This is a genomic window from Pseudomonas sp. 58 R 3, from assembly GCF_900006605.1.
Taxonomy (GTDB): Bacteria; Pseudomonadota; Gammaproteobacteria; order Pseudomonadales; family Pseudomonadaceae; genus Aquipseudomonas; species Aquipseudomonas salomonii.
In genome coordinates this window covers 16,125-40,514 of the sequence record NZ_CVTT01000066.1, presented here as the reverse complement: position 1 = coordinate 40,514, position 24,390 = coordinate 16,125, and the positions used below count along the sequence as shown (strand labels likewise).

Below are 24,390 nucleotides of genomic sequence, written 5' to 3'. Positions count from 1 at the left end.
CAGGCATGCAGGGTTTTGCTCAGTTGTTCCGTCCTTGGGGCCGTCCCCTGTTGCTTGGTGTTGCCTGCCTGATGGTGGCGGCCTGTTCGCGCGAGGAACCGATGCCGGAGCCAGCCGTAAGGTCGGTGAAAGTCACCAGCGTGCATGCGGCAGAGGCCGACGTTGCGCCGTTGACCGGTGTGGTGCGCCAACGCCAACGCGCGGCCCTGGCCTTCGAAGGCGCGGGCCGATTGGTGGCGCTGAACGTCGACGTCGGCGATAGCGTAAAACAAGGCCAGGTGCTGGCAAGCCTGGACACGGCAGCCGTGCGGTTACGTCTGAAACAATCGCAAGCGGCCTTGTTCGCCAGCGTGGCGCAAACCGGCGAGCGCAAACGCAACAAGGTCCGCCAGCAACAGCTATTCGCCCAGGGCAGCGTCGCGGCCAGCGCCGTGGAGCAAGCCGACGCCGCGTGGCAGGCCGCCGTTGCACAGCAGACCGCCGATGAAGCGGCGCTGGACCTGGTACGACGCGATCAACGCCAGGGCCAACTCGTCGCGCCGTTTGATGGCCGCGTCGTGGCCAGACCCGCGCAGTTGTACAGCGAGTTGTCGCCCGGCCAGGTGGTGATGGAACTGGAGGCCGGCGGCGCGTTACAAGTCATCGTGCAAATCCCGGTGGAACAGGCCGCCGGCCTCAAGCCTGGCGACCACGCGGTCGCCAACGACCCGGCAGCACCCGGCTCAAGCCTGCCGCTTATACTCGAAGGCATATCGGCGCGTGCACAGAACGGCCTGTTGCAAAGCGCGCGTTTCCGCCTGAACGCCCGCGACCTCGCGCTCCCCAGCGGCGTGAACCTCAACGTACGATTGGCGGCCCCCGCCGCGCTCACGCTGTCGATTCCGACCCAGGCGCTGCGCATGGGTGGCGACGCCAGCCAGGTGCAGGTGTTCGTCTATGACCCGGCCCAGGGCAAGGTCGCCCTGCGTGAGATCAGGATCGGCCTGATCGACCAGGGCCGTGTCGCCATCGACAACGGCCTCAAGGACGGCGAGCAAGTGGTCGTCACCGGCGTGGCGTTCCTCACCGACGGCCAGCCCGTCAACCTGCTCTCGCCCTCCAGCCGTTTGAGCACACCCGAATGATCAACCTGACCCGTCACGCCCTGGGCGCGAGCCGCCTGACCTTATTCACTGCCTTGTTGATCCTGCTCGCAGGCGTGGCCACATTCCTGAGTTTCCCGACTCAGGAAGAACCCTCGGTGACGATCCGCGATGCGCTGGTGAGTATCCAGTTCCCCGGTCTGCCCAGCGAACGCGCCGAGGAGTTGCTGGCCCGCCCCACCGAAGAAAAACTGCGCGAGCTGTCGCAGATCAAAAACATCGTGACCACCGTCCACCCTGGCAGCGTGATCATCCAGGTGACGGCCCGCGATGAAATCAAGGACCTGGGCGTGCTGTGGCAGCAGGTACGCAATAAAGTCGCCGAGGCCGGCGCCAGCTTTCCAGCGGGCACCCAGGGGCCGTTCGTCGACGATAATTTCGGGCGTGTCGCCGTCGCGTCCATCGCGATTACCGCGCCCGGCTACAGCATGAGCGAGATGCGCGGACCGCTCAAACGCCTGCGCGACCAGTTGGGCGGGTTACCGGGCATCGGCCAGGTGACGCTGCACGGCGTGCAGGACCAGCAGGTGTCAATCGACTTCAACCCGCAGCGCCTGGCGGGGCTGGGCTTGTCCCCGCAGCAGTTGTTCCAGCAATTGCAGCAACAGAACGTGCTAGCGCCCGGCGGTATCGCCGACATTGGCGGGCAGATCACCACCCTGACCGTGACCGGCGAAGTGCTCAACGTGGAGCAACTGCGCCAGTTGCCGATCCAACTGCCCGGCGCCGACGGCACCGCGCAATCGGTAGCACTCGGCGCCATCGCGCAGATCTCGGTCATGGCTACCGACCCGCCCCAGACCGCTGCGGTGTATCAAGGCCAGGACGCCGTGGTGCTGGCGGTGTCCATGGCGCCAGGACAGAACGTTCATCAATTCGGCGTGGCCTTGCGCGAGCGCTTGGCCCAGCTGGAGCAGCAACTGCCGTTGGGTTTCAGCACCCATAGGGTGACGTTCCAGGCGGATGTGGTCGATCAGCAAATGGCCAAGATGAAGCATGTGATGATCGAAACCGTGGTCATCGTCATGGCCGTGGTCATGCTGTTCCTGGGCTGGCGCACCGGGTTGGTGGTGGGCGCGATTGTGCCGCTGACCATCCTCGGTACGTTGATCGCCATGCGCATGCTCGGGGTCGAGCTGCAAACCGTGTCGATCGCCGCAATCATCCTCGCGCTCGGCTTGCTGGTGGACAACGGCATTGTGATCGCCGAGGACATCGAACGCCGGCTGCACGCCGGTGAGGATCGGCGCCAGGCCTGTGAGGACGCCGGGCGCACCCTGGCGATTCCATTGCTGACCTCGTCGCTGGTGATTGTGCTGGCGTTCTCGCCGTTCTTTCTCGGCCAGACCAGCACCAATGAATACCTGCGTTCATTGGCCGTCGTATTGGCCCTGACCCTGCTCGGCTCGTGGCTGTTGAGCATTACCGTCACGCCGCTGCTGTGCCTGTATTTTGCCAAGCCCCCACGCCATAAGGCCGCAGAGGACAGCTACGACAGCGGTTTTTACCGAGGTTATCGGGCGGTCATTCGCCGGGTGTTGCAACACAAGGTGCTGTTTCTGATTGCCATGTTGGTGTTACTGGGCGCCGCGATCTTCGAACTGATGCGCGTGCCCTATGACTTTCTGCCTCAGTCCGACCGCTTGCAGTTCCAGGTGCCCATCACCCTGGAGCCCGGCAGCGGTTCGCGCAAGACCTTGCAGAGCGTGCGCGAGATCAGCCTGTGGCTGAGCAAGGAACCCCAGGTGGCCGACAGCATCGGCTACGTCGGCGATGGCGGGCCGCGTATCGTGCTGGGCCTCAACCCGCCTTTGCCGGCACCGGAAACCGCGTACTTTACCGTCAGCGTCAAAAGCGGTACGGATATCGATGCGGTGATTGCTAACACGCGCCGCTATCTGCTCGAGCAACACCCGGAACTGCGCGCCGAGCCCAAGCGTTTTTCCCTGGGCACCACCGAGGCCGGTGTCGCGATCTATCGCGTGCTGGGCCCGGACGAACAGGTACTGCGCAACCTCGCCGGCCAGATCGAAAAAGCCCTGCGTAACGTGCCAGGCACACTGGATGTGCGCAATGACTGGAGCACCCGCCTGACGCGCTATACCGTCGAGGTCGACCAGCACAGCGCGCGCCGAGCCGGGGTCGACACCCAAGCCATTGCCCAGGCGTTGCAACTGCATTTCGGCGGCCAGCAGGTGTCGTCGTTGCAGGACAACCAGACCCGCGTCCCGCTGGTGGTGCGCGAGCCGTCGACCACAACCGATGCCTCCCCCGATCTGCGCGGCATCCTGGTCTATCCGGCCGACGGTTCACCGCCCGTGCCGTTGGCGGCCGTTGCCCGCATCGTCGCGTCGAGCGAACCTTCGACGCTGATGCGGCGCAATCAGGAACGCGCCATTACCGTGGTCGGACATAACCCTTCTTTGACGGCGACTTCCATCGTCGAGCAGTTGGCGCCACAGGTGGCGGCACTGCCCCTGCCGCCGGGCTACCGCATTGAACTGGGCGGCGAGATCGAAGACTCGGCGGATGCCAACCAGGCGTTGCTGCAATACCTGCCCCACGCGCTGATCGCCATGCTGTTGCTGTTCGTCTGGCAGTTCAATTCGTTTCGCAAGCTGCTGATTGTGGTCTCGGCGATCCCCTTCGTCCTGATCGGCGTGGCTGTTGCGCTGCTGATCACCGGCTACCCGTTCGGCTTCATGGCCACCTTCGGGCTGTTGTCACTGGCGGGGATTATCGTGAACAACGCGGTGCTGTTGCTCGAACGTATCGAAGCGGAACTCCACGAGGGCTTGCCGGTGTACGAGGCTGTAGTGAATGCCGCCGTGAAACGCCTGCGCCCCATCATCATGACCAAACTGACCTGCATTATCGGGCTGGTGCCGCTGATGCTGTTTGCCGGGCCACTGTGGGAAGGCATGGCGATCACGCTGATGGGCGGCCTGGCACTGGGCACGTTGGTCACTCTGGGGTTGATCCCCGTGCTGTACGTATTGCTGTTCACACCGCGTAAACATTCACACATCAAGGCGAACACACCATGATTTTTTCGTTGAAGGCAAAGCGCACTATCCAGCGCATAGGCCTCGGGGCCGTGCTGCTTGGCGCACTGTCGATGAGTATCGGCGCTCAAGCCTCCGCGTTCGTCCACCCAGGCCTGTTGCAGACCGAACAGGACTTCATACGCATCCGCGAAAAACTCGCCAACCATAACCAACCGTGGCTGGCCGGTTGGCAGAAGCTGATCGCCAACCGACACGCATCACTGGCCTGGAACCCGAGCCCGGTCGCGGTGGTGTATCGGGGCGCGGATGGCCAGCATCCGGAAAACTACGCCAGGTTATTCAACGATGCTGCTGCAGCGTACGCATTGGCACTGCGCTGGCAGCTCTCGGGCGACCCCGCGTATGCCGACAAAGCCGTGGCGTTGTTGAAGCAGTGGTCCACCACCCTCACGGCCATTGAGGGCACCTCGGACCGATTCCTGGCATCAGGCCTGTACGGTTACCAACTCGCCAATGCCGCAGAATTATTGCGCGGTTATTCGAAGTGGAAGGCTGCGGACTTTCGTCAGTTCCAGCACATGATGCTCACGGTCTTCTACCCGATGAACCATGACTTCCTGGCGCATCACAATAACGCGTTGGTCGATCACTATTGGGCGAACTGGGACCTGGCCAACATGAACGCGATGCTGGCAATTGGCGTGCTGACCGACCGCCGCGATATCTATGATGAGGCGGTCAACTACTTCAAACATGGCGCCGGCAACGGTTCCATTGAACACGTGGTGTGGAAGCTCTACGGCAATGGTCTCGGCCAGGTCCAGGAAAGCGGGCGTGACCAGGCGCACACCCTGCTCGACATTGCCTTGCTCGGCAGTTTCTGCCAAATGGCCTGGAGCCAGGGCGATGATCTGTTCGGTTATCAGAACAACCGCGTACTGCAAGGCGCCGAGTATGTGGCCAAATACAACCTGGGCCAGGACGTGCCGTTTACACCCTTTATCAACAGCAGTTTCCAGCAAAGCGTTATTTCGGCAGAGCATCGCGGCGACGTCCGTCCGATCTGGGAACTGCTCTACAACCACTACGTGGTGTTTAAAGGCCTGACGGCGCCGAACGTGAAAGCCTTCGCGCATAAAGTTCAGGTGGAAGGCGGTGGTGGGGATTACGGTCCAAACAGTGGCGGATATGACCAACTGGGTTATGGAACATTGCTCTACTCGTTGGGCGAATACGGCCTGTCACCCAGTGAACTGGTGCCCTGAAAATCCATCAATGCGCCGTTACGGCAACCACGACTGCGGGTCAATACGGCACTGCCAGCCTGAGTTGATGTTTTCCAGTGGGACAAGACATGACTCTCCCAGGTGGTCCTTGAAGGCAGCGTGGCCGAATGAGCGCGGCCCGTTGCTCCAGGGTTATTTCCAGCTTCTTGCGCACAATTCTCAGTTGTACCGCCATCGACCTTGAAAGTCATGACACTTGACTTGCACATGACACTACGTGTCATTAAGATCACCCTGTGTTCTGAAGTCACCTTGAACCTATCTGGAACCTGAGGGTAAACCGTTGAAAGTCCATTTTGTGATGCACGAGTCCTTCGAAGCACCGGGTGCGTTTGAGGACTGGGTAAACGCCCGGGGTTATCAAGCAACCTATTCACGCGTATACGAATATGCCGTCCTCCCGGACGACGCCGCCTCATTCGACCTATTGGTTGTGCTAGGCGGGCCCCAGGACCCTGGCACATCGCTTGAGCAATGCGCCCATTTAACGCATTGGCCGAGCGCGAACTCATCAACAAAGCCATCACAAGCGGTCGGGCGGTCGTCGGTGTTTGCCTGGGTTCGCAACTGATCGGCGAAGCGCTGAATGCGCCTTTCGCACACAGCCCCGAGAAAGAAATCGGCAAATTTCCCATTCACCTGACCGAGGAAGGGTTGGCGAATCCAAAGTTTTCCCATTTCGGCAAGACGCTGGATGTCGGTCATTGGCACAACGACATGCCTGGCCTCACCGGGAATGCCAGGATCATTGCGTACAGTGAAGGCTGTCCGCGCCAGATCGTTGAGTACAGCAACTTGGTATATGGCTTTCAGTGCCATATGGAACTCACCCAAGACGTCGTGGAATTGTTGATCCAAGCCTCTGAAACGGAACTGGCGACATTGACTGACCGCAGGTTTGTCCAACAGCCAGCAGCATTGCGGCAGAACAACTACGACGAGATGAACCAGAAGCTGTTCATATTTTTGGACAAGCTCGTTGCGGATTACCTGACCCAATAGGGCTTAAATAAAACGAGTAAAACTCTCCACAGTTTTTACAGGGTGTCGTGCGCATCGTTTTGGCCCATTGTCGGTGTGGGTAACGGCAATCAAGTTGCCCGATTCAAGGTGCTGCACCTGTAAAACCCTCGGCAGGGCGATGTGCTACGGGCTTGAGCATGCTATAGCCAACTGCTTGCCGAGCGAGCGGCGCCAGCGCTGAGGATCAGCCGGTTTTATTCAGCGGCACGGCCGGCTCATAACGCCTGTCAACCGCCTGCGCGCCTGGCAACTCCTTACGCAACACCCACAACGTGACCGGCTTGGGCAGCACCCTGGCCAGGCGGATCACCCACCTCATCGGCCAGGGAAACAAATAATCCCATCGGCGGCTGCGCATGGCGTACAGCATATGGTCGACCGCCACGGCCTCGGATATTTCCAGCGGTGCCGGCATACCATCGTTGGCGGTTTGCGCGGTGGCGACAAACCCTGGGTAGAGCGATAGAAAACGAATGCCACGGCCACCGAACTCGATGCGGCACGTATCGATCAACAAGCGCAGTGCGCCCTTGGCGGCGCTGTACGGTCCCTGCAACGTCACACCGAGAAAACCCGCGAGTGAATTGGTGTGCACCACAAAACCATGCCCCTGGCGGCTCATCTGCTCCAGGGCCGGGAACAGGTAGTTGACCACCACATCGTAGTTCGAGCGCATATACGCCGTGACATCTGCGGCTTTCATCTCGCGCATATCCAGCGCGGGCGCTCCGCCGGCATTGAGCACGACCACGTCGAGGCGACCATACAGCTTGACGATTTCATCCACCAGGCCAGCCGCCGCCTGCTCATCCAGGGCATCCACCGCCGAGACAAGGCATTTGCCGCCCTGGAGTGTGATTTCCTGTTGCAGGTCATTGAGCAGCTCCTTGCGCCGCGCCGTGGCCACCACCCAGGCCCCCTCCTGCGCCAGACGCACCGCCAGGCCCCGGCCCATGCCGGAGGACGCGCCTACCACCAGCACCACTTTGCGCGCAAAGCTTGCGGGCTTGCTCGCGGGGCATCGGCGCAGCAAACCGACCAGAGTCAGTGCAATCAGCGAGAATGTGGCACTGACCAGCAACACGTACTCGGCGTTCTCTCCCACTACCCACTGCGAGGACATCAAAGGGCCGAAGGCGCACCCCAGCAGTTGCATGCCTGGAACCAGCGCCGCTATCCGCCCCGAGCGATCAAGTTGCAACGCGATACGCACCTGGAACGGCGTCAACATCAGCCAGATCAAGCCAAACGCGCCGCACAACACCAGGAATACCTTGACGCCCATATCAGTCGAAAAATACATCCCCAGCGCGATGCCACCCAACAACGAAGCGGCGACCGCCAGCATTGAATAGTCCGAGACTCGACGCACCAGGATAATCCCCAGGCACCCGCCCAACACTTGCATCAGTAACGTGCCAGAAACGAGCAATTGTGCGCTTTGCGCATCCATTCCCACGTATTTGCTCAATGGCTCCAGGTAAGCCCAGAGCCCACCTATGGCGCTGAGCTGCATAAAGGCCAGCCCCAGCAGCAGCACGTGGTTAAGGCCCCAACCGAACTTGGTACTTTCCGCGTGCTCTGCCTGCTGATTCGTCAGTCGACTGGGTTGCCAGCGGACTAAGAGCAACGAAGCGGCCGTCAGCACTCCCAGAAACACAAAACCGTAAGACGATGTGCTCTGAATCGGCAGTACCCAATATGCCAACACGGCGGCTACCGCCGCCTGACCCAGTGTCTGCACCACCATGAACACACCCGCCACACGATCAGGCGCGGGCCCCTGGACGATCAGGTTGACGGTGCCCCATAACAGCAGGCCTTCGGCCAATCCGGCCAGGGCCCGCGTCAGTGCCAGGGCGCCATCGCCAGTGGTATTGGCCGTGATCAGGTCCATCCCCGATGCTGCCAGGATGGCGACGACCGTGATCACTCGCAGACTGAACACCGACCGCAGCAAATCGCCCAGTACTACGCCCAACCCCAACGACAGAATTTCACCCATGGCGACCAAGCCGACGCCCTCAAGTGAGAGGCGGTTTTGCGCCAGCAACTCTCCCAGCAACAAGGGTTGCAGGCCCACCATCAGCACGGCGATCGAGCCCAGCGCCAAGGCGACACTCAGGTGTTTACGGGAAACAGCGGACGACATGTGCATGGCGTTACACCTCTTGAAGGGTTTTCAGTAACCACGGTTTTCGGGCGGAATCTCGCCTCGGGCAAAACATTGCGTCGCGCGTTTTTCATCTTTCATCAGTCGGCCGTTGGCGACGAGCACCACCCACCAGGGCAACAGCGTCATCTTGGCGCCAGACGCTTTGGCGAGGGTGAAGGCCTTGGCGCACTTTTCAAACAGCTGCGCATTCATCGCCATCCGAGTACCGGTGGTGCCCAGGGTCGCGGGCACGCCCTTGATCAACACGGCATTGCCACCCCGCTGCAAGGCGCCGGGAATGTCGTGGACTGACGCCGCCGGCGCCCCCATATGGCCAATATGCCGTGCCTGCTCATCAAATAAAATGGGCATGACCCCGCCAAAGTCTGCCAGGCGCTGGGCGAAGTCCCCTCCGCCCAGCAAAATGGCGCCGACGTCACTCCGGGCACGGTAGATCGCCTGGTGGGTCTGGCTGTCACCCAGCACATGCACCGGCCAATCGACGTGAGTGGGGGCCAAGTCATCCAACTGGCCCCACCATATGCTTTGCTCGCCCGGTATGCGCAAGGAAAAACTGCTCCCCTCCTGCACCAGACCCACCAGCCGTTGCCGGATTTCCAGCCATTGTTGCCGCAGTACATCCTGCATCACGCTCACCTCACACCAGTTGAAAAACGGCGTCGAATCGCTCGAGCGCGTCGTCGATGACGTCGTCGGTATCCGCCAGGCTGGTATAGATCCGACTGCCGGCCAGCGTGATCACCCCGTGGGCCGTATAAGCAGCCCCCATCTCTTCCATCATGTGCTTGCGCGACTTGGCTTCGTTACGTGCACGCAGCAACTTGAGCGGGTTGCTGGTATCCAGCAACAACACGCCTGAGGTTTGCAGGTGCACGATCGAGCCCATGTTATAGGCCACATAGGGTAAGCCACGGCGGTTAATGATTTCGTCCAGCCCCTTGCGCATACGGTCACCCGCGCGTCCCGCCAACGCCGGCGCATTCAGTTTGCGCGCCTCGATCAAGGCGTAGTAACCCGCGACGCAGGACAACGGGTTGGCCGATAACGTGCCGCCGACAAATGCGCGCCGTGCACTGGTGCCGATGCCACCGGCGAGCAATTGCATCACGTCCCTGCGCCCACCGATCGCACCCGCCATCGGGTAGCCGCCGGTCAGGCATTTGCCCAGTACGGTGATGTCCGGCATCACGTTGAAATACCCTTGCGCGCCGCCCAAGCCGGCGCGGAAGCCGGTGACCACTTCATCGAAAATCAGCAGCGTGTCGAACTCATCGCACAGCTTGCGCAGTTGGCGGTTGAAGTCCGGGTGCACCGGACGCGTGCCACTTTCCGGGCCGAAGGGCTCCACCATGATCGCCGCCGTGCCGCCGCGCAGACGGTTTATCTGCAAGCGCCGACGCAACGCGTCCAGGTTATTCGGTGGGCTTTCCTGGGTGTGGGCCGTGGCGCCGCGCGGAATGCCGACGGCCTCCATACGGCCGGTGCCCGGCAACCGCATGCCGTATACCAACTGGTCACTCCAGCCGTGATACGCCCCGCCGATCTTGATCACCCATTTCTTGCGGGTATAGGCACGCGCCAAACGCACCGCCGCCATGACCGCCTCGGTGCCGGAGCCGAGCAGGCGCACCATGTCGACCCCGGGCATCACTTCGCAGACCAACTGCGCCAGCTTCACCTCGTATTCATGCAGCAGGCCGGTGACCGGCCCGCAGTCGTCGAGGATCCGGTTGACCTGCTCACGAATCGCCGGATGGTTGGAGCCCAGCAAAGTCGGACCGCCGGCCTGTAGAAAATCGATATAGCGGTTGCCGTCCACATCGGTCAGATGCGCGCCCTTGGCCTGGGCGATGGCGAGTGGGAACGGGTGATTGAACGCGAGGTTATGCTGCACGCCCCCCGGTATGAATTTCTTGGCCTCCTCGGCAAGCCGCCTCGAACCCTGGCAGCGCTCGTCGAAGTAGCCCATGACCTTGTTCAGCGCCTCACGTTTCAAGGGGCGAATCGGCTGCTTGACCAGCGCATCGAAGCGCCGATACAGCGAGTCGACATCAGGCCATTGCGAAACCGCTGAATCTGCCGGTGCAGGCAATGTGACGGGATCAAGGGGTTTGTTCATGATGGGGTCTCGGAAGATGAGTGGGCTTGGGCAGCGCTGGAACGCACCAGTGCGTCGACCAGGCGTGCGACGGCGGCAGGTGACTGTGATTTATGCCGGGACTGTTCGGTGATTTGGCGTAACAGGTAGTCACGGCAAAAGGTCTCGAGGTCCTCAAGGCGCGACAGGGTTGTCTCGACATCCGGGCCACAGCACAACACTCCGTGGTTGCGCATCAGGTACGCGTTGTAGTCCCAACGAATGGCCCGGCCGAACTTGCCGGCCAGCCAGTTGGAGCCTGAAGGTGCGTACCCGACCAAGGGAATGTGTTTACCCAAGGAATCCCACAGTTCAGGGTTGAGCACATCCATCGGTTCGCCGAGCAAGGTGCAAGCACTGGCTACGGGTTGATGCGTGTGGATGCTGCACTGCACGTCCGGGCGCGCCCGCAGGATTTTTGCATGCAGCCCGCTTTCAACCGTGGGTGCACGTTCACCGCAGAGCTGCGCCAGATCCTTGAGGCGCAGCACGCAGACATCCTCGGGGCGCATGGTGAAATAGTCAGTGGCCGACGGCGTGACGGCGATGTGCTGCGCATCGATGCGCAGCGCGAGATTGCCGCCGGTGGCCGCAAAAAAACCGCGGCGACACAAATGCTGCGAGAGCTCGACAATTTGCTCTTGGACATGACTCATGAGGCAGTCTCCTGTGGAGGGTTCAGGCGTCGGTAAAGGGGCGCGAGGCGTTTGCGAACCTCCTGAAACGTGGCGAATTGATCGTCGTACAGCGCGCGAGTGGCACGGGACGGTTCAAACACGCGGTGCGGGCGTTTGAGACTGGGTAGGTCGTGAAACTGCAGCTTGCCCAACGCCACCGCCGCAATGAACGCCGCACCGCGTGCATTGGTCTGGATCGCGTTCTGCGGCTGCTGGATAACGCGCCCACAGACGTCAGCCATGATCTGGCACCACACGTCCGATTGGGCACCGCCACCGGTTGCCACGATCACATCGCTGGGCTGGCCGAGAAAGCGCGCGAACGGTTCGAACATCCAGCGCGTATTGAGCGCGACCCCTTCCATGAAGGCGCGAATGATGTCTTCCCGTGAGTGCTCCAGTTTCAGGTTGAACAAACCGGCACGCAGGCTCGGATCACTGATCGGCGAGCGCTCGCCACACAACCAGGGTGTGTAAATCAACCCTCTGGAACCTGGCGGCACCCGCGCGGCGATGCGGTCGAGCAAGGCGTAGACGTCCGGTTGCTGTTCATCACTGAGCAGCTCATCCGGGTGGTACAGCACCTTGTCACGCAGGAATGAAAGGTTAGCGCCCGCCGCCGACTGCATCGCCATCGCCAGGTAGCGACCGTTGACAGCACTGGGTACCGCCGCAATGTGGTGACGCACGCTGGTTTTCTTGAAGGGGACGTGTGCGCCCACCCACGATGAGGTGCCCAGATACAGGTGTGGGGCAAAGTCGCTGACAGTGGCGCCAACGGCCACCGCCGAGGTGTCGACGGCGCCCGCTACCACTTGCGTGGTGCGCGCAAGACCGAGGCTCTCGGCAAGCTCAGGACGTAACGTGCCAATGACATCCGTGGAGCGGACCAACTCGGGCAGCTTGCCAGCCTCAATTCCCAGTGCCTTGACCAGACCATCGTCATAGCGGATGCGATGAGGATCGCGGTTATCGGTGATCCAGGCGGTCAGCATCGAGTCGCTGGTGGCGCAATAGCGACCCGATAGGCGCAAGTTCATGTAGTCGAGCACGTTGAGAAACTTGTGGGTTCGCTCATAGCGCTGCGGCTCGTGATCGTGGATGTAGGCCATGTGCCCGGCCGAATCCATGCCGGACAAAGACGCCACGCCACCGGTCAAGCGCAGCGAACGCCAGAGTTTGAGCGGCCCGTACCCGGCCAGGCTGAACCGCCCTCCTCCCATGCGTTTTTTAACCGCACCGGCGCCGCGTTTATCCAGCCACAACATCGCGCGCCCAATGGCCACGCCGTCCCCATCCACGCACACCGTGCCTTCGCTCTGTGTCGAACAACACACCGCGATCACTTGGCGGCGCCTGACAGGGTCGGCGCCCAACAGTTCGTTGGCGCCGCGCAGGAAGGCATCCCACCAGTCCTGCGGCGCCTGCTCGACGCTCAACCCGTTCACATGCAGCGGCACGCTGTGAAACGCCCATGCGCGAATATCGCCTTCCAGTGAAACCAGCGCGCACTTGCAACCGGAGGTGCCGAGGTCCACCGCGAGGACGAGTTGCTCCAGACCGGTGGCCGCCTGAGGCGTCCGGGATAAGAAAAGCGAAGTCATAAAGGTCTACTCAGAAAGTACGCGAAATCGATGCCACCCAACGGTTTTCATCCGTGGCGCGCACATGGCCGTCGTCCTCGGCCATGTACAACTCGCGCGCGCGCGTCTTGGCGGTGACAAAGTCCAGCCCCCAATCGAAGCCCCACAAGTGATGGATCAGGCCGATGTCGTAGTCCGCCGCGTTCGCTTCGGAGAAATTGACGATTTGCTGATAGCCCGCATGCAGCTTGAGCGTGGTGTTCATGCCGAGTGCGTATTTGTAGTCCAGGTCATAGAGCATGCTGCCACGGGAGTTGCGGTCGCCCTTGGCGTAACATTCCAGGCCCTTGGTGGGATCGTCGCGGAACTGCAACTGGGCCCCGCACACGCCGCCGGTATTGGCGCCACGATAGGTCTTGGACAAGACCCTGGCGACTCGACCTTCCAGCGCACCGTAGCCGATTTCCAGCACGGCGAACTGGCTGTTGTAGTTGGTCGTGCGTTCATTGGTGAGGGTGAAGGTGTCGAAGTCGAATTTGTTCGGCGCCTTGAACTGCGCCCCCGGGAACATCTCCGCCGCCAGGCCCACGCCGTAGTGCCACGCCTCCGGATCGCCAAAGCGATAACCACCCGCGAGCAAGACGCCCAGGCCATCACCGTCAAGAAATTGCTTTTTGCTGACGGTGGTGAACTCGGCAAGCGCGACCAGGCCACTTTCATGGGCAACCTGAACAGTGACGCGGGCGCCGGGATGATTCAAGGAGTCCGAAACGCCCCGAGTACGGACGTCGGATACAGCCTTGGCCGTAACATCGATGGCATAGCTGGCCATTTCGTCGGCGAAGGCCAGGGATGGGCTGACAACGGGCCACAGCAAGGCGGCCATCAGATAATGGTGTGTTGTTGCGCGCATGGGGCTCTCCTACAAGAAAGGTCGGATTTACAAAGTGCAAACCGGTGCAGGAGGCAGTGAGGCAATGCGTTCGAATTGCTCTGTCTTGCCGAGAATCTCGGTGCCGACAAAAGCCCGGACATTGAGGATTCCCTCTTTGACCCGAACGACGCCTTTGTATTTTTTATGATCACGGGGGTCGAACACCCAGCCATCGCGCCACGCTTGCTGGTCGAAACGCTCCAGTTGCATGATCTGTACGCCGCAATCGCTGGTGGTGGAGGCCACGTCCTTGACCCAGACCACCTTCCCACACAGCGCGCCGGGCTTGTCGGCGCAATCGTCAACCTTGACCACCGCATCCTTTTCCGACGTGAGCCACAGGCCCTTGGCCTCCTGTGGGCCCGCCGCCGCATAACCGCTGGAACAGCACATCAGTGCCAGTGAAAGGAACAGCCATTGCCGAGCGTTCATAGTCATCACCTGTATTTTTTGTTTTAAGAGACCGTCACACCAGCGACGCATCGGTTATGATAGTCATCGCTACACGATAGTTATAACTACCATTATCTGGCTCAGCAACATTTTTTTTCATTTTGATAAGCTGACTCTTCAACCTTTTTTTGCTAGGTGCCTATGGCCAAGCCCAACACTGCCAGCGCCCGTGCCGCTACCACCGCCGGGAAAACTCAAGAACATAAGAAACCACCTGCACAACAGCGCAGCACTGAAACATACGAGCGGATTCTGGTCGCAACCGCACAAACCCTTTGCGATGTGGGAATAGAGCGACTGTCCACCAACCTGGTCTGCGAATGTGCCGGGCTCACCCCGCCGGCGCTTTACCGCTACTTTCCGAACAAATACGCACTGCTGTCGGTACTGGGTGAGCGTTTGCTGGAAAAACAGAACGCGCTGATCGATAACTGGATCACGCCGCAGCTGTTGTCCGGACCGCCCGAGGCTCTGGAGTCGGCGCTGGCCGATCTGATCCTGGACACCTACCGGGTCACCCAGGCGACGCTGGGCGGCATGTGGATTCTCAAGGGCTTGCGCGCCGTACCGGCACTGGAGCACGTGCGGCTCAACTCCCACCGCAAGGTGTCCGCCGCACAGGCGCAGATCCTCGCAGCGATATTTCCACAGGTCGATCCTCAACAGCTGAACACCGCTGCCCGTGTCGCGGTGGAGATGATTCACGCCACGATCGAACTGCTGTTTGACGAGTCCATGGACCCCAAGAGCGTCTGCGCTATGGTCGCGTCGATGATTGTCAGCCATCTGGACCGGTTGGCGCCTGCTCCAAGCGCATGAGGTGAGAGCGAGCATGGCCGGCGCGAACCCGCTGCTCCCTGCCTGCGGACAGCGCGCGCCTGAACCTCAGCTGAAGACAATGACTGTCGGGCTAAAACCGTTTGATAAATACCCGCGCCTATTCAGATCATGGCGGGCCTGTTTGACAAGGTTTGGCCGCCAGTATTGAACCACTCAGGAATATGCCGTTGACGTTCCCGACGCCCCAGTGTCTTTCAGCCCTCGTGTTAGCTGCCGCTGCGCTGGTGGCGCAACCGGCTCTGGCGGCAAGCCATGCCGAAGGTTTTGCCAAAGACGTGACCGGCGGTGGCCAAATTTCGGCCGTGCGCCCCAGCACACCGGCCGAACTGAAAACAGCCCTGTGTGCCAGCTTCGACACGCGCGGCAACTGCACCGATGACACACCGCGAGTCATCGCCCTGGACCATACCTTTGATTTTCGCGGTTCGGTTGTATCCGACGGCAGCGCCCAAGTAACAGAAGCCGGATGCATGGCCAACGCCTGTGCCCATGGCGGTGGACAATGGGCGATCGACGGTGCCAACCATTTCTGCCAGTCAAAACCACCGGCCACGGTGACGTATGACAAGGCCGGGTTGCAGCGCCTGAAGATCGGTTCGAACAAGACCCTGCTGGGCGTGGGCGCTCATGCCGGTATACAGGGCATGGGGCTGTTTATCGGGAGCGGCGCGCACAATGTCATTGTGCGTAACCTGACCCTGTCGGACATCAACCCCCGTGTGGTCTGGGGCGGCGATGCACTCACGCTCGACGATGCCGATGGCGTTTGGATCGACCATGACACCTTTACGCGCATCGGCCGGCAGATGATCGTGACCGGTTGGGGCAGCGCGACCCATGTGACGATTTCCAGCAACGAATTCGACGGCCGCACGCCCTACTCCGCAACGTGCGATGGTCACCATTACTGGGTGTGGTTATTTCTGGGCCATCACGACACCCTGACCCTGCTCAACAACTATGTGCATGACACCTCGGGACGTGCACCCCATTCCGGCGGCATGGGAAATGCTGAAGTGCGCGCGCAACTGGTCAATAACCTGTTTGTTCATCTGACATACCAGGGCGCGGTCATGTCGCGTACCGCCAGCTCCTATCTACTGGTGGAAGGCAATGACTTCGAAGACGTATCCCACCCGCTGTTCAACGATACCCAGCAACCTGGCAGCGCGTATGCCCTCTTCACGCCCCTGCCGCCGTCGGCCGACGATACCTGCCAGGCTGCGCTGGGCAGGCCCTGTGTTGCCAACCGGCAGCGTCTGAGTGGCGATGATTATCGTCCCCAGGATGCTTCGGTGCTGGAGGCCTTCAAGGCCTACCGTCAATACCTTGTTGCGCCGCAGCCGGCCGACATTGCGCGAACGGGCGTGCTGCGCGATGCCGGTGCGGGCCACCTCCCTTCAGGAAACCACTGATGCGACGTTTCCTGATGCTAATGCTCTGCTCGCTGGCGACGCCAGCCTTCGCCGGTTTCGGCTTCACGCGCACCGACTCCCGCATCGTCGTCGACACCGATGCACAGTTGCTGTTCAGCGTGGACACCCGCAATGGCGACTTGGTGTCCCTGCGTTATCGCGGCAGTGAATTGCAGACCACCGAACCCAAGGCCTCGCAGATCGCCTCCGGGCTGGGCAGTGCACAGGTCGAGGCGCATACAGTGGGGGATGTGATCGTCATCAGCGCGCGGGCGGGTGATTTGATCCACTACTACCTGGCCAAAAAAGGCCGCGCGGCCATTTACATGGCGACCTATGCGCCCACCTTGCTGCCTGTGGGCGAGCTGCGCTTCGTGGCGCGGCTCAACGTTAACAAGCTGCCCAAGGCCGACCGTGGTACCGACTCCAACGTCGGCACAGCGATCGAAGGCAAAGATGTGTTTTTGCTACCCGACGGACGCACCAGCTCCAAGTTCTATTCGGCACAACCGATGATCGACGACCCACTGCACGCGGTCAAAGGCCCCGGTGTGGCGGTTTACATGCTGATGGGCAGTCGTGAACTCAGCTCTGGAGGTGCGTTCTTCAAAGATATTGCCACCCAGAAAACGCCGACCACCCATGAGCTTTACAACTACATGTACTCCAACCACACCCAAACCGAGCCCTATCGCGGCGGCTTGCATGGGGTTTACGGCTTGTTGTTTACCGACGGTGGCACCCCTGACGCTGCCTTGATCGACGTGGGTTTCGTCAATAACAGCCTGGGCCTTGTGGGGTTCGTGGACAGCGCTGGGCGCGGCGCGGTAGCCGGTCACGTTTACGGCGTGACCAGCGCACTGCCGGCGGTGGTGGGTTTGAGTAATGCCAACGCCGAATATTGGGCGCGCGCCGATGGTAGCGGGAGGTTCCAGTTGACTGCGGTACGCCCGGGGCAATACCGGATGACGCTCTATCAGAATGAATTGGAAGTCGCGCAGCGCACGGTTGATGTCAAAGCCGGCACCACCAGCCAGGCGAGCTTGCAGGCGCAACCGCTTCCAGGCCAGGTGAAATGGCAAATTGGTGTGCCCGATGGCACTCCAGCTGGTTTTCTCAACGCGCACCTGGTGCTAACGGCACATCCCAGCGATTCACGCATGGCGTCATGGGGCCCCGTCACTTACACCGTAGGCACCAGCACTCCTGATGAATTCCCGGCGGTGCAATGGCGCGACGTTAACAGCCCCACGCGCATCCAGTTCGTATTGGCCGCCAACGAGCTGAGGGCTTACCGGCTACGCCTGTTTATTTCGCTGGCCCAAGCCGGGGGGCGTCCAGCAGTGATCGTCAATCAGCACTGGACCGCGCCAGTGCCACCCGCGTCGAAGCAGCCCGACAGCCGTGGCATCACTCGAGGCACTTATCGCGGCAACAACAGCGTGTTCGAGGTCAGTATTCCGGCCACAGCGCTGCAGGTAGGCGTTAACTCACTGGAGATCGGCGTGGCGTCAGGTAAAACGGGAAATGGCTTTCTTAGCCCGGGCTTTGTGTTCGATAGCGTGCAGTGGGTGCAGTAATGATCACGGGCACGTGACCGGCTCACTCACCATCGACAAGCACACCGAAATGATAGCCAGCGATTGGCTGACAGGGGCCGGCCATTGCACCCAATCAATCAGTTCCATAAGGTCACCCAACCCCAAGACCAGAATCTGAACCTATGGACGGCTCCACACCTTTGTCGGTATTGGGAGGCATAAGGGAAGCCAGATAATCTCCAAATCCACCCTGGCACTTGTAGTCCCGGCGCGCGCTGGTGACGACAGGGTTGGTGGCTGTCCAGACAATACGTGCTCCAATCCTCTGGAGGTCTGCAACCAGTTGAACATCCTCGTGTGCTGCCAAATGCTGGAATCCACCAGCGCTCTGATAAGCCTCGGCACTCAAGCCCAGATTGGCCCCATGAATATGGCGATGGTTCTCGATGAAGTTGTACAACGAGAGGTACTGAGTGCGGACTACCTCTCCATATTCCCTCCAGCTGTCGACCTCAACTGTTCCACACACCGCGTCAGCGTCAAACTCAATCTGACGCGCCAGCCAATCGGGCGGTACAACGGTATCGGCATCCGTGAAAGCAAGCCACCGTGCACCAGCTTTCAGCAAATGCTCAGCCCCTACAGCTCTTGTCTTACCCACGTTTTGAAAGGCGACATCAATCGACTTTACGCCCATCGCCGCGACTAATGCCTGCGTGCTATCTGAGCAGTCATCCAAGACGACGAGTACCTCGACCGGCTGACTGTTTAGTGACGGGTGTTCAACGGCGAGGAGTACGGACTCAAGGCATTTGCTGATATAGCGTTCTTCGTTATGAGCAGGTATCACGATCCCTATCATCTTCTATCCCTTTCCTCGCGAAGTGTGCCCAGGAATCGACACCGCCCTGATAAGGAAGGTTTAAAGAATCTATCGTTACGAGAACAGTTACCTCTAAAGGTACGTCGCGCAACGCCATTATCTTGCCAGCATTTACGCCGCGGCATTTTGAACTAGCCTTGTCGTGTTCGGGCTTTTAATCCGGTGAACTGATGGACACGCTAACCAAAGTGGAGGTTGAAACAGCCCTTTGCGCTCGCCTTCCTAACTGCGAAGTTAACTGTGCGTTCAATCCCGACGGCAGCCTTTCGGTGACCGTGACGGCGCACGACGCTGATCAGTTCACCATCGCAAATATCAATCGCGCCCACTATCACGGGGAACCAGGAATCAATAGGCTCATACGGGAAATACTGGAAGAAATGGTCATGTCGAGACAGTCTTCCAGGCGTTCATCCGTGGGGTAACAAACAGGACTTCATATGGCGGACTCTACTGAAGCGACGATGCAATCAATCAAAATTGCTTACCTGATGGACACGCTGTTCGGCGTGAACCCACTCGCGAGCGAATGCAGAGCACGCATAATGCGCACAGCGTCTGGATTTCAGCTGCAACTCGCACGGCCTTGGCCTAGCCAGCTACAACAGGCTCACACACTGACCTTCGAATGGGAGGGCGGCACCTGCTGTGGGGTGGTGCGCCACACTGAAAAACTGCCCGGCGGAGAACTGCTGCTGGACGTCGACCCACAACCCTAGTGGTGATGGCGAGGAAATTGCGCCTGCCGCTGCTGTTACGCTTAGGGAGCCTGCTGCACGCCACTCGTCGAGGGATATGCACAGCGTTAAAACTTTATTTCATGTTGCCCTCTCCCACTCTTTGAGGAGAAAAGTATTTGCTCCTGGATATAACCGGATTTCAAATGGCCCATCCCCTATGAACGGCTTTGAGAATGGTACAGCCGCGCCAATATCGCTTATGTTTAAGCGCAGTGATACGGTGCCCAAATAGTCGGTGTTTCGCTTCTGCCGAATAGACAACATCGCCACTCTCAATACATGCCCCTCCGCCGTCGACCTCCGAAAGCAGTGTGATAATTTTTCCCGCGGTACAGGACTCGGCTGTCGCAATGACCGGTCGATTGCGTTTGAAGTACTCCACGATAGAAGCGGCGGCAAACATGATAATTGCTCCTGCGCACGAGCGATTGCGCTATCACCCTGTTCCAAAGACCACCTTCAGATCAATCAATGTTCAAGCGAAAGTGTTTTGAACGTGCACGGCGTCCCGTTTTCCAACGTCTACAGAGGTTGAACCTGACTTTCCCCAGTCAGCTTGAGAGAGCAAGAGGATGGAACCTATGACAATGATTATCAAGACAGCCCGCATGGCCAAGTCATGTTCCCTGGCAGCAACCTTTACGCTGCTAAGCGCCTGCGCTGGCAATGATTCCCCCTCGAATGTGGGGGCACCCGGCGAACCCACTACTGCATCTACCCGAACCTTGGAAGCCGGTGCAGCCCTGCTCCAATCTCGTGCGCCTATTGATGCATTGAACGCCTATCTGGACGGTTTTCACTTTTATAACGGCCATCCTGAGGTACAGATGGAAGCGCATCATTACTGCGCGATTCTCAACGAGGAGGTGATTCAATGCGTGATCTACGACGGTAATCGCAAGGATGCAAAGTTGATGGGCGTGGAATACATCATCAGCGAACAGTTATTCAACACGCTGCCAGCCCCTGAAAAGGCGCTTTGGCACAGCCACGTGCATGAAGTGAAATCAGGACAACTTATCGCGCCGGGCATCCCCGAAGTGGCCGAGCACGCCCTGATGGAAAAACTGGTACATACCTACGGTAAGACCTGGCACACCTGGCATACCGACCTCCACAAACGTCTGCCGCTGGGTGCGCCGCAACTGATGATGGGGTTTACCACCGATGGCCAGGCCGACCCTGGGATGGTCGCCGAGCGAGATCAGCGAATGGGTATCGACAGCACCGAAAAGAAGCAGACTCGCATCGATATAGTTGCGCCACCCATCGCACCCGGTGCGGACGCATGGCAACAGGGCACCGTTATTCAGATCACCGATCCGACGATAACGGCCCATCAGCACTGAACGCACCACTCAGTCATTTGGATTGAACGATCATTTGCGAGCCCTTCTCTATCGCAAGACCAGATTCAAAACCGTGCACGCATTCCCACAAACAACACGCCGCATAACTGAAATCGGAGGCAGCCGCCCCGTTTAGATGAGGTAAATCAGCATGTCTTACGACTTCCAAGGTATTGCCAGTGTGATGACTGCATCGCGCCATTTGGGGACACCATCAGATGAACGCTTGAATGATCCAGTAAACATCCGAATGAGCAGTAGAGGCAAGCCGACCATTGCGCGTTTGGATTTCGACACGCCACTGGCTTGGCCGGGCAATCCTAACTTTGTCGCGGTCAATTTACCCGGTGGCGCCACCGTCAGTGGCGTCATCGTCGATATAGAGCGACCCACGAATGCGGCCGGGTGGGTCACTTTTACAGTAGATGATTGAGGTGTGATAAGCGCCGGCGCTCACCCATCGAATTGTCGGACAATTTTTTGAATTTTTTTTGACGTCAAATATCTGTAATTCATGAGCATAGGGAGGCCTCATGAAAGATAACAATCTCTTTACCATCGAGTATCAACTTCACGGCGAACCGAAGTCGTTCATCCTGCGCGCATCGCAAATGAACAATGCCGAGGCTTGGCATTGGGCCAGTTGCGATGCAGGTGTCGCCGTCATACCCAAATTTGGCCAACACACCCTCAAGCGTGTTTCCAAACCGATGGCGGAAAAATACGGCATCACACAGGTGCGCTGGAGCGCCGCGACGCAGGTGCAATGGGCGCAGGGTCTCGCATGATGAACAGCCAGACGCTTGGTTATACGATGAGACAAGCACGCGATGATGAGGTCGCGCGAAATAACCAGATGTTTTTCGAAGCCGACCGGCTCGATGCGCAAGCGTACAAAAGCATCGAGTCCTACAGCGGCGATGCCCAGACGTGGGCGCGCTTCATCGAAGCGAAGAAAGTCGCAGATGCGCAACGCACCGCCGCTTACCAAGAGTGGATGCGCATTCACCGCGCCAAGCGAAGGTAGCTGACAGCCCTGTCGAAAACAGGGCTGACGCACGGCCAGTTATCACGCCCCTGACTCAGGGTCTTTTGAAGGCCCTCCAGGTGCGACGCCGCCTTGATCGACGTCCACCTCCCAGGGGCGGTTGACCGCCGGGTCCTCCGATTTGTCGTTACGCTTTGCCGTATCGGGACGCACCTTTTGCTCGGTATGCCCCGAGGTGTGCGGTTTGGATGTTTCCCTCATGACGCCTCCTCAATCACTGATATGCAGCACGACCTTTACAGCAGGTACACCCAGCCAAACAGGCGTACCCAGCCCCGGTGCCGGTAAAGCCCTGAATAGAACAGCAACAACAGCAGGAACTGGCCGGCGGCGGCGAGCATGATCACGCCGCCGAACCCGGTTGATAGCGGACGCTCAGCAAACCGGTCGCCCACGAGTCGTTGATTGATCTCATCGAAAAACTGTGTTTCTTACGGCGTTAGTCTGGATCTATTCAGAAGGAATGACGGAAATTTTTCCGTTGCGCTCAAGGATCGCGAATTTGATCTGATTGATCTCCACGATGCCTTGAGCGGATCGAGCGGCTTCAAGAATATCGCTTTCATCCAACCGCGCACGCTTGAGGCGCTCATGGAGCACATTGCCATGCTCGACGACTATCGTCGGGCCGCCATCAAGCAGGCGGGAAAACCAGCGTGAACGCTGTTTGCCCAGTGAGAAACCAATGTCTATTGCAATCAGCGTTGCGATCACCAGCACCGCATTGGTCAGCGAAAAGTCATCGCCCAGCAACGCCTGCTGGGTCGCCTCGCCAATCACCATCAACAGCACCAGGTCGAAAGTGGTCAGCTCCGCAAGCGAACGCCGGCCGGCGATCTTGAACAGGATCATCAACACCAGGTAGATAGCAGCTGCCCGTAACACCGAATCCATGATGCCCCCCTAGGGATAGATGAACTGTGAGAAACCCAATGAGGCGCCGGTTGGCAGCGAAACGCGCGTCGTAAAAGTGCCCACACCATCGCTGTGCACCGTCAGGTGCACGATCGCCTGCCCTGCGTCGTCGCTGAGCACCCACAGCCTTACGCCCTCGCCTGCGGCACTCGCCTTGAGTGGCTGCGGTTGAAGCATTTCAATTTCAAAGCCGCGCAACAATTCGCCACTGATTTCGACTTCAACCGGTTCGCGGGGTTTGCCCTGAAGATGGACGATCAACTCATCGGAAGAGCCATTGCGCAGGAACCGCTGGTACTCGACCCGCAGTTGTCCATCGGCACTGCGTGCCTCTGCACTGCTCAGGGGGCCTTTGGAGAACAGTCCTGCCAAGGTGAGCCCAATCAGCACAACCAAGCCGTACCAGCCCCATCGCTCGAAACGCCAGACCTTGCGTTGCAAAACCATGTCTTCATCGACGGGGTAATTGCGACTGTGCAGGTCCCGATGAACAGGCTCCTTCATACGGCCCCTTGATCAACCCTTACTGTGTTCTGGAGAGGACGGGCCTTTGGTGATGCCGCGCGGACCCGCAATCGCCCAAATAGCCAACCCCACAAACGGTAATACCACGACCAACGCCGTCCAACCCGCCTTGCTGGCCGTGCTGTTATCGCTACGCCAGACGCTATTGAGGACCCATAAGTCCAGCAACAACAGAATGACCATCAGGCCAATCCAAAAATAGGTCACTTGCATGACGCACCTCCCGGTTACTGGTTATAAGTTGTTAGGTTTGAGGCGCGGCGATGAGGTTCATATTTTTTGAAATGGCGAAGCGTCGATCTAAAAAGGCGATAATTCAGGCGCAGCTGAATCGCTGAATTAATCGATATCTCAGGAAGAACCAATTTGATACGGCGGCTTTGCAAGCGGGTCACACAACCAGAGAGACCTGCTGACGAAGGATTTAAGCCATGCGATACAACAACACCCACACCACAATGATGGCCTGCCGCCAGTTGGCCATGGAGCAGAATCAAAAGCTTTTCAACGAGGCCAATGCCCTAAGCAAAAGCGCATTCGAATTGTTGGAGCACCCTGATTTCGATAGCGAAATGTTTGATGAATATCTGCGACTTCGCGGCAAAGCCGAAGCGCTTTTCCATGAAGCGATTGAACATCTCTGTTTCTGACCGATCGGGGCCGCCTACAGAATACCGTTACCCAACATTCGGAGAGCCGGTGAGCGTCCGGCCAA

Annotated in this window: 26 protein-coding genes; 14 read left to right on the top strand and 12 right to left on the bottom strand. The window is 59.4% G+C overall.

Annotated features, from left to right (window positions below):
- Positions 1–5: 5 nt before the first annotated feature.
- From BFP92_RS22895 to BFP92_RS22880, 4 genes are all read left to right on the top strand, one after another.
- Positions 6–1,124, top strand: coding sequence for an efflux RND transporter periplasmic adaptor subunit (locus tag BFP92_RS22895; RefSeq protein WP_065931226.1), 1,119 nt, complete (start codon positions 6–8; stop codon positions 1,122–1,124).
- Complete coding sequence (locus BFP92_RS22890) at positions 1,121–4,189, top strand: efflux RND transporter permease subunit (protein WP_065931225.1); 3,069 nt, start codon at positions 1,121–1,123, stop codon at positions 4,187–4,189. Before BFP92_RS22895 ends, BFP92_RS22890 begins: the two co-directional genes overlap by 4 nt.
- Positions 4,186–5,415: an alginate lyase family protein gene (locus BFP92_RS22885; RefSeq protein ID WP_065931224.1), complete on the top strand. Its 1,230-nt coding sequence runs from the start codon at positions 4,186–4,188 to the stop codon at positions 5,413–5,415. The genes BFP92_RS22890 and BFP92_RS22885 overlap by 4 nt, the downstream gene beginning before the upstream one ends.
- Positions 5,416–5,910: 495 nt before the next feature.
- Positions 5,911–6,438: a glutamine amidotransferase-related protein gene (locus BFP92_RS22880; protein WP_239694309.1), complete on the top strand. Its 528-nt coding sequence runs from the start codon at positions 5,911–5,913 to the stop codon at positions 6,436–6,438.
- Positions 6,439–6,643: 205 nt separating this feature from the next.
- Here BFP92_RS22880 and BFP92_RS22875 read toward each other — a convergent pair whose 3' ends face one another.
- Genes BFP92_RS22875 through BFP92_RS22845 form a run of 7 tightly spaced genes read right to left on the bottom strand, consistent with a single transcriptional unit; the run spans position 6,644 to position 14,398 of the window.
- Positions 6,644–8,617: an SDR family NAD(P)-dependent oxidoreductase gene (locus BFP92_RS22875; protein ID WP_065931223.1), complete on the bottom strand. Its 1,974-nt coding sequence runs from the start codon at positions 8,615–8,617 to the stop codon at positions 6,644–6,646.
- Between the two features lie 24 nt (positions 8,618–8,641).
- Positions 8,642–9,262 carry a hypothetical protein gene (locus BFP92_RS22870; protein WP_065931222.1) on the bottom strand — a complete coding sequence of 207 codons (621 nt, stop codon included), beginning with the start codon at positions 9,260–9,262 and terminating at the stop codon, positions 8,642–8,644.
- A gap of 10 nt (positions 9,263–9,272) precedes the next feature.
- Complete coding sequence (locus BFP92_RS22865) at positions 9,273–10,754, bottom strand: aspartate aminotransferase family protein (RefSeq protein ID WP_065931221.1); 1,482 nt, start codon at positions 10,752–10,754, stop codon at positions 9,273–9,275.
- A complete protein-coding gene (locus BFP92_RS22860; RefSeq protein ID WP_065931220.1) occupies positions 10,751–11,428 on the bottom strand; it encodes a class II aldolase/adducin family protein in 678 nt (225 codons plus the stop codon). Before BFP92_RS22860 ends, BFP92_RS22865 begins: the two co-directional genes overlap by 4 nt.
- A complete protein-coding gene (locus BFP92_RS22855) occupies positions 11,425–13,053 on the bottom strand; it encodes a xylulokinase (RefSeq protein ID WP_065931219.1) in 1,629 nt (542 codons plus the stop codon). Before BFP92_RS22855 ends, BFP92_RS22860 begins: the two co-directional genes overlap by 4 nt.
- Positions 13,054–13,063: 10 nt before the next feature.
- Positions 13,064–13,945 (bottom strand): TorF family putative porin, encoded by an 882-nt coding sequence (locus BFP92_RS22850; RefSeq protein ID WP_065931218.1) that lies wholly within the window; start codon positions 13,943–13,945, stop codon positions 13,064–13,066.
- 27 nt (positions 13,946–13,972) lie between these two features.
- Complete coding sequence (locus BFP92_RS22845) at positions 13,973–14,398, bottom strand: DUF2147 domain-containing protein (protein ID WP_065931217.1); 426 nt, start codon at positions 14,396–14,398, stop codon at positions 13,973–13,975.
- Positions 14,399–14,560: 162 nt separating this feature from the next.
- Here BFP92_RS22845 and BFP92_RS22840 point away from each other — a divergent pair, with 162 nt between their 5' ends.
- The 3 genes from BFP92_RS22840 to BFP92_RS22830 all read left to right on the top strand — a co-directional run bounded on the left by BFP92_RS22840 (position 14,561) and on the right by BFP92_RS22830 (position 18,254).
- Positions 14,561–15,238 carry a TetR/AcrR family transcriptional regulator gene (locus BFP92_RS22840; RefSeq protein WP_065931216.1) on the top strand — a complete coding sequence of 226 codons (678 nt, stop codon included), beginning with the start codon at positions 14,561–14,563 and terminating at the stop codon, positions 15,236–15,238.
- A gap of 182 nt (positions 15,239–15,420) precedes the next feature.
- A complete protein-coding gene (locus BFP92_RS22835; RefSeq protein ID WP_065931215.1) occupies positions 15,421–16,674 on the top strand; it encodes a pectate lyase family protein in 1,254 nt (417 codons plus the stop codon).
- On the top strand, positions 16,674–18,254 hold the full coding sequence (locus tag BFP92_RS22830) for a rhamnogalacturonan lyase B N-terminal domain-containing protein (RefSeq protein WP_065931214.1): 1,581 nt from the start codon (positions 16,674–16,676) through the stop codon (positions 18,252–18,254). Before BFP92_RS22835 ends, BFP92_RS22830 begins: the two co-directional genes overlap by 1 nt.
- 112 nt (positions 18,255–18,366) lie before the next feature.
- Here BFP92_RS22830 and BFP92_RS22825 read toward each other — a convergent pair whose 3' ends face one another.
- On the bottom strand, positions 18,367–19,077 hold the full coding sequence (locus tag BFP92_RS22825; protein WP_065931213.1) for a glycosyltransferase family 2 protein: 711 nt from the start codon (positions 19,075–19,077) through the stop codon (positions 18,367–18,369).
- A gap of 191 nt (positions 19,078–19,268) precedes the next feature.
- Between BFP92_RS22825 and BFP92_RS32140 the strand changes: the two genes are divergently transcribed.
- The gene (locus BFP92_RS32140) at positions 19,269–19,523 is read left to right on the top strand and encodes a hypothetical protein (protein WP_083221786.1); all 255 of its coding nucleotides are present in this window, start codon (positions 19,269–19,271) and stop codon (positions 19,521–19,523) included.
- Between the two features lie 15 nt (positions 19,524–19,538).
- Positions 19,539–19,817 carry a hypothetical protein gene (locus BFP92_RS22820; RefSeq protein WP_065931212.1) on the top strand — a complete coding sequence of 93 codons (279 nt, stop codon included), beginning with the start codon at positions 19,539–19,541 and terminating at the stop codon, positions 19,815–19,817.
- Between the two features lie 160 nt (positions 19,818–19,977).
- Here the strand turns inward: BFP92_RS22820 and BFP92_RS22815 are convergent, their stop codons facing one another.
- On the bottom strand, positions 19,978–20,241 hold the full coding sequence (locus tag BFP92_RS22815) for a CinA family protein (protein WP_239694308.1): 264 nt from the start codon (positions 20,239–20,241) through the stop codon (positions 19,978–19,980).
- 184 nt (positions 20,242–20,425) lie between these two features.
- Between BFP92_RS22815 and BFP92_RS22810 the strand changes: the two genes are divergently transcribed.
- The 4 genes from BFP92_RS22810 (at position 20,426) to BFP92_RS22800 (ending at position 22,214) form a co-directional block, all read left to right on the top strand.
- A complete protein-coding gene (locus BFP92_RS22810) occupies positions 20,426–21,187 on the top strand; it encodes an OBAP family protein (RefSeq protein WP_099489076.1) in 762 nt (253 codons plus the stop codon).
- Between the two features lie 151 nt (positions 21,188–21,338).
- Entirely contained in the window at positions 21,339–21,620 is a 282-nt protein-coding gene (locus BFP92_RS30695) for a hypothetical protein (RefSeq protein ID WP_083221785.1), read from the top strand.
- A gap of 100 nt (positions 21,621–21,720) precedes the next feature.
- The gene (locus tag BFP92_RS22805) at positions 21,721–21,975 is read left to right on the top strand and encodes a DUF6555 family protein (protein WP_065931210.1); all 255 of its coding nucleotides are present in this window, start codon (positions 21,721–21,723) and stop codon (positions 21,973–21,975) included.
- Positions 21,975–22,214, top strand: coding sequence for a hypothetical protein (locus tag BFP92_RS22800; RefSeq protein ID WP_065931209.1), 240 nt, complete (start codon positions 21,975–21,977; stop codon positions 22,212–22,214). Before BFP92_RS22805 ends, BFP92_RS22800 begins: the two co-directional genes overlap by 1 nt.
- A gap of 471 nt (positions 22,215–22,685) precedes the next feature.
- Here BFP92_RS22800 and BFP92_RS22795 read toward each other — a convergent pair whose 3' ends face one another.
- The 3 genes from BFP92_RS22795 to BFP92_RS22785 are packed head-to-tail and all read right to left on the bottom strand — an operon-like array spanning position 22,686 to position 23,888.
- Entirely contained in the window at positions 22,686–23,129 is a 444-nt protein-coding gene (locus BFP92_RS22795; protein ID WP_065931208.1) for a DUF421 domain-containing protein, read from the bottom strand.
- Between the two features lie 9 nt (positions 23,130–23,138).
- Complete coding sequence (locus BFP92_RS22790) at positions 23,139–23,654, bottom strand: hypothetical protein (protein WP_065931207.1); 516 nt, start codon at positions 23,652–23,654, stop codon at positions 23,139–23,141.
- A gap of 12 nt (positions 23,655–23,666) precedes the next feature.
- Complete coding sequence (locus BFP92_RS22785) at positions 23,667–23,888, bottom strand: PLDc N-terminal domain-containing protein (protein ID WP_065931206.1); 222 nt, start codon at positions 23,886–23,888, stop codon at positions 23,667–23,669.
- A gap of 218 nt (positions 23,889–24,106) precedes the next feature.
- Between BFP92_RS22785 and BFP92_RS22780 the strand changes: the two genes are divergently transcribed.
- Positions 24,107–24,325 carry a hypothetical protein gene (locus BFP92_RS22780; protein ID WP_065931205.1) on the top strand — a complete coding sequence of 73 codons (219 nt, stop codon included), beginning with the start codon at positions 24,107–24,109 and terminating at the stop codon, positions 24,323–24,325.
- Positions 24,326–24,390: the final 65 nt, after the last annotated feature.

Excerpts from the sequence above, each read along its gene's own strand:
- BFP92_RS22895 (WP_065931226.1), top strand. The coding sequence starts at position 6 with ATGCAGGGTTTTGCTCAGTTGTTCCGTCCTTGGGGCCGTCCCCTGTTG.
- BFP92_RS22890 (WP_065931225.1), top strand. The coding sequence starts at position 1,121 with ATGATCAACCTGACCCGTCACGCCCTGGGCGCGAGCCGCCTGACCTTA.
- BFP92_RS22885 (WP_065931224.1), top strand. The coding sequence starts at position 4,186 with ATGATTTTTTCGTTGAAGGCAAAGCGCACTATCCAGCGCATAGGCCTC.
- BFP92_RS22880 (WP_239694309.1), top strand. The coding sequence starts at position 5,911 with ATGCGCCCATTTAACGCATTGGCCGAGCGCGAACTCATCAACAAAGCC.
- BFP92_RS22875 (WP_065931223.1), bottom strand. The coding sequence starts at position 8,617 with ATGCACATGTCGTCCGCTGTTTCCCGTAAACACCTGAGTGTCGCCTTG.
- BFP92_RS22870 (WP_065931222.1), bottom strand. The coding sequence starts at position 9,262 with ATGCAGGATGTACTGCGGCAACAATGGCTGGAAATCCGGCAACGGCTG.
- BFP92_RS22865 (WP_065931221.1), bottom strand. The coding sequence starts at position 10,754 with ATGAACAAACCCCTTGATCCCGTCACATTGCCTGCACCGGCAGATTCA.
- BFP92_RS22860 (WP_065931220.1), bottom strand. The coding sequence starts at position 11,428 with ATGAGTCATGTCCAAGAGCAAATTGTCGAGCTCTCGCAGCATTTGTGT.
- BFP92_RS22855 (WP_065931219.1), bottom strand. The coding sequence starts at position 13,053 with ATGACTTCGCTTTTCTTATCCCGGACGCCTCAGGCGGCCACCGGTCTG.
- BFP92_RS22850 (WP_065931218.1), bottom strand. The coding sequence starts at position 13,945 with ATGCGCGCAACAACACACCATTATCTGATGGCCGCCTTGCTGTGGCCC.
- BFP92_RS22845 (WP_065931217.1), bottom strand. The coding sequence starts at position 14,398 with ATGAACGCTCGGCAATGGCTGTTCCTTTCACTGGCACTGATGTGCTGT.
- BFP92_RS22840 (WP_065931216.1), top strand. The coding sequence starts at position 14,561 with ATGGCCAAGCCCAACACTGCCAGCGCCCGTGCCGCTACCACCGCCGGG.
- BFP92_RS22835 (WP_065931215.1), top strand. The coding sequence starts at position 15,421 with ATGCCGTTGACGTTCCCGACGCCCCAGTGTCTTTCAGCCCTCGTGTTA.
- BFP92_RS22830 (WP_065931214.1), top strand. The coding sequence starts at position 16,674 with ATGCGACGTTTCCTGATGCTAATGCTCTGCTCGCTGGCGACGCCAGCC.
- BFP92_RS22825 (WP_065931213.1), bottom strand. The coding sequence starts at position 19,077 with ATGATAGGGATCGTGATACCTGCTCATAACGAAGAACGCTATATCAGC.
- BFP92_RS32140 (WP_083221786.1), top strand. The coding sequence starts at position 19,269 with ATGGACACGCTAACCAAAGTGGAGGTTGAAACAGCCCTTTGCGCTCGC.
- BFP92_RS22820 (WP_065931212.1), top strand. The coding sequence starts at position 19,539 with ATGGCGGACTCTACTGAAGCGACGATGCAATCAATCAAAATTGCTTAC.
- BFP92_RS22815 (WP_239694308.1), bottom strand. The coding sequence starts at position 20,241 with ATGTTTGCCGCCGCTTCTATCGTGGAGTACTTCAAACGCAATCGACCG.
- BFP92_RS22810 (WP_099489076.1), top strand. The coding sequence starts at position 20,426 with ATGATTATCAAGACAGCCCGCATGGCCAAGTCATGTTCCCTGGCAGCA.
- BFP92_RS30695 (WP_083221785.1), top strand. The coding sequence starts at position 21,339 with ATGTCTTACGACTTCCAAGGTATTGCCAGTGTGATGACTGCATCGCGC.
- BFP92_RS22805 (WP_065931210.1), top strand. The coding sequence starts at position 21,721 with ATGAAAGATAACAATCTCTTTACCATCGAGTATCAACTTCACGGCGAA.
- BFP92_RS22800 (WP_065931209.1), top strand. The coding sequence starts at position 21,975 with ATGAACAGCCAGACGCTTGGTTATACGATGAGACAAGCACGCGATGAT.
- BFP92_RS22795 (WP_065931208.1), bottom strand. The coding sequence starts at position 23,129 with ATGGATTCGGTGTTACGGGCAGCTGCTATCTACCTGGTGTTGATGATC.
- BFP92_RS22790 (WP_065931207.1), bottom strand. The coding sequence starts at position 23,654 with ATGAAGGAGCCTGTTCATCGGGACCTGCACAGTCGCAATTACCCCGTC.
- BFP92_RS22785 (WP_065931206.1), bottom strand. The coding sequence starts at position 23,888 with ATGCAAGTGACCTATTTTTGGATTGGCCTGATGGTCATTCTGTTGTTG.
- BFP92_RS22780 (WP_065931205.1), top strand. The coding sequence starts at position 24,107 with ATGCGATACAACAACACCCACACCACAATGATGGCCTGCCGCCAGTTG.